The following is an 802-nucleotide window of genomic DNA, read 5'->3' on the forward strand; positions in this document are numbered from 1 at the left end:
GAGGTTTCTGCCATCGAACCGGACGGTTGCGTTGTCCCGGATTGGGCTGTAGCTACGCTTGCCCCCTCAACGTCAATGATCTGCCGTGGCTTGAGGTACCCGCTACCGTCGATGCGCAGGAACCCGGCTCGCGAGTCGTGCACGTATTGATCGAAGAAGCGGATCATGTTGGGCGACAGGGTCGGTGGGTTCAGCCACACATTCCAGTAAGCCAGCTGTTCGTCGGACAGCGGCTTGTTGTGAGGGCGATTACCACCGGCCGCTTCGATCACGCGATCGTATTCGCCACGATCTGTCTTCCACAACTGCGTCAGGTAGGCCCGCCAGTTCATCGTGTCCACGTCGATCTGCATTTGCTCGTGGAACTGCTGAATCCGCTCGAGTTGGGCCTGGATCTCCGGATCGGCCGAGCACACCCCGTTGTAGACGTCGCAAGGCCGCTCGCTGAACCGCACCTTCAACCAGCCGTAGTAGAGGCGCATGTGCGCGAAGATCTGCTGCTCCAGAGTCCCGTTTGTGTTCACGGTGCCCATGTACTCATCGAACAGCGCCTTGACGTCGTCGTCATATTCGAAAAGGGCGAACACGTCCTTCTCGGCGAGCTTTGGTGCGGTGAACGGCACGCCGCTTATTGCTGCCTCAAGGCGCATGCGGTTCAGCGCTATGCGGGCGAGCAGGTCGGAGCGGGCCTGTTCCTCGGGCCGATAGCCGCCGCCCACATCGGAATGCACGCCCGGCAATACGATTTCTTCGTAGAATGCCTGCGTGCCGCGCACGGGCGTCACGGGAAAGCAGGCACGCA

1 pseudogene is annotated in these 802 nt (G+C 60.8%); it reads right to left on the reverse strand.

Features of this window, described 5'->3' with window-relative positions:
• Positions 1–802 (reverse strand): annotated as a pseudogene (locus M3I53_RS37995) (DUF2235 domain-containing protein); the annotation flags it as partial.

It is taken from the genome of Paraburkholderia sp. CNPSo 3272 (genome assembly GCF_024206495.1).
Classification (GTDB): domain Bacteria; phylum Pseudomonadota; class Gammaproteobacteria; order Burkholderiales; family Burkholderiaceae; genus Paraburkholderia.